Source organism: Methylobacterium sp. WL120, from assembly GCF_008039465.1.
Classification (GTDB): Bacteria; Pseudomonadota; Alphaproteobacteria; order Rhizobiales; family Beijerinckiaceae; genus Methylobacterium; species Methylobacterium cerastii.
Window position 1 is genome coordinate 1 of record NZ_VRUT01000307.1, and the last position, 2,156, is coordinate 2,156.

The following is a 2,156-nucleotide window of genomic DNA, read 5'->3' on the forward strand; positions in this document are numbered from 1 at the left end:
GCCGGGCGCGCACCTCGGCGATCGGCAGCGACCACGGGTCGGCCTGCGCCGCGTGCGCGGCGACGATCTCGGCGTTGAGCCGCTTGGTCTCCGGATCGATCGTCGCCGGGTCGAACAAGGCGTGGTCGATCATGGGGCGTTTCGTCTCTTTACGCGTCTCTTGGGGCAACGCGGCGCGCGGGCGGAGGGCGTCGGCGAATCCCGCGCGCATCTTGGCGCGCCGGGGCCGCATTGCCATCTCGTCCCGGGCAGCGAAACCGCCTAACGCCCGAACCACCATCCGGTTTCGCCGCCGGTGTGGTGCATCCGTCACGGTTCCGCCGGCTTCGGGCGGTTGGAAGGGCGTCGTCCTCCGAGGAATGTCGATGATCGTCGAGCACGACCCCCGCCGCCAGGGTCAGAACCATACGGGTGCGTCCTACCGCGAGGCGCCGGGTTATCGCGCCTCGGCTTTGCGCCGCTTCCTCGGCGGGTCGCCGGCCGCGGTGTTCCTGCGGCTGCTGTTCCTGTCGGTGCTCGTCGGCGCCTTCATGGCGATGCTCGGGCTCACGCCCGCGCGCCTGTTCTGGCAGGTCTACGACTCGGCCCGCGCGCTCGTCGACCTCGGCCTCGCCACGTTCCACGATTTCGGCGGGTGGATCCTGGCCGGTGCCATCGTGGTGGTCCCGCTCTGGCTGATCTCGCGTCTGTTCGCGGTCTCGCGGTAGCCCCGCCGCGATCGGGAGCCCGCGTGACCCCACCCCTTCCCATCACCGGGCGGCGCGTCCTCGCGCTCGCCCTGCCGATGACCATCGCCAACGTCACGACGCCGATGCTGGGCTTCGTCGGCGCCACGGTGATCGGGCGGTTGGGCGACGCCGCCCTGCTCGGGGCGATCGCGCTCGGCGCCGTCATCTTCGACGCGTTGTTCTGGTCGTTCGGCGCGCTGCGGATGGCGACCGCCGGCCTCACCGCGCAGGCGGTCGGCGCGCGCGACGCCGCGGAGGTCGACCGGACGCTGGCGCGCGCCCTCGCGGCCGGGCTCGTCGCGGGGATCGTCCTCGTCGTCCTGCAGGGGCCGATCGCGGCGGCGGCCTTCCGGATCACCGGCGCGAGCCCCGCGGTGATCGCCGGGCTCGCCACCTACGTCCACATCCGCATCCTCTCGGCGCCGTTCACGCTCGCGAACTACGCCGTGCTCGGCTCGGTGCTCGGGCGCGGCCGCACCGATCTCGGCCTGCTGCTGCAGATGGCGATCAACGTCGTCAACATCGGCCTGACGCTGGCCCTGGTGCTCGGCCTCGACCTGAGCCTGGCCGGCGCCGCCCTCGCCACGGTGATCGCGGAAGCCGCCGGCCTGGCTCTTGGCCTCGTGATCCTGGTGCGCCTCGGCTCGAAGCCCTGGCGGGTACCGTGGTCCGAGATCCGAGACCCCGTCACCCTGAAGCGGACGCTCGCGGTCAACGGCGACGTGATCGTGCGGACGCTGGCGCTCGTGTCGGGCATCGTGCTGTTCTCGGCGCTCGGCGCACGCCAGGGCGACGCGGTGCTCGCGGCCAACGCGGTGTTGTGGAATCTCTTTCTGATCGGCGGGTTCTTCCTCGACGGCTTCGCCACGGCCGCCGAGGCCCTGTGCGGGCAGGCGGTGGGCGGGCGCGACGCCGGCGGGTTCCGCAAGGCGTCGGCGCTGTCGCTGGGCTGGTGCCTCGGCTTCGGCCTCGGCGTGAGTCTGCTGGCGCTGGTCGGCGGCCACGCCTTCATCGACTTCGTCACCACGAGCGAGCCGGTGCGCGCGGTGGCGCGGCGCTACCTGCCGCTGGCGGCGGCCGCCCCCTTCGTCGCGGCGCTGCCCTTCGCCTACGACGGCATCTACATCGGCGCGACCTGGACGCGGGCGATGCGCAACCTGATGCTGGCCGCGCTCGCCGCCTATTGCGCCACCCTGGTCCTCGTCCAGGGGCTGCAGCTCGGCAATGCCGGCCTGTGGCTGGCCTTCCTGAGCTTCCTCGGCGCGCGCGGCATCGGGCAGGCCCTGGCCTATCCGGGCCTCGCCCGGCGGACGTTTTCGCCCGACCGCGCCTGAAACTGCGTCTGAGCTTACCGCCTCAGCGCGGGTCCTTCCACGTGGTCGGCGCGGCGGGGGCCGGCGGCAGCGCCTCGACCCGGCGCTGAACGCC

Annotated in this window: 2 protein-coding genes and 1 pseudogene; 2 read left to right on the top strand and 1 reads right to left on the bottom strand. The window is 72.9% G+C overall.

Annotated elements, in window-relative coordinates; all coding sequences use genetic code 11:
• Positions 1–133 (bottom strand): annotated as a pseudogene (locus FV229_RS28335) (alpha/beta hydrolase); the annotation flags it as partial.
• Between the two features lie 232 nt (positions 134–365).
• Here FV229_RS28335 and FV229_RS26585 point away from each other — a divergent pair.
• Positions 366–707 carry a DUF6460 domain-containing protein gene (locus FV229_RS26585; protein WP_147754779.1) on the top strand — a complete coding sequence of 114 codons (342 nt, stop codon included), beginning with the start codon at positions 366–368 and terminating at the stop codon, positions 705–707.
• Positions 708–784: 77 nt separating this feature from the next.
• On the top strand, positions 785–2,062 hold the full coding sequence (locus FV229_RS26590) for an MATE family efflux transporter (protein ID WP_147754780.1): 1,278 nt from the start codon (positions 785–787) through the stop codon (positions 2,060–2,062).
• Positions 2,063–2,156: the final 94 nt, after the last annotated feature.

What these genes read in the sequence shown, in the direction of transcription:
- FV229_RS26585 (WP_147754779.1), top strand. Translation starts at nt 366, where the DNA reads ATGATCGTCGAGCACGACCCCCGCCGCCAGGGTCAGAACCATACGGGT.
- FV229_RS26590 (WP_147754780.1), top strand. Translation starts at nt 785, where the DNA reads ATGACCATCGCCAACGTCACGACGCCGATGCTGGGCTTCGTCGGCGCC.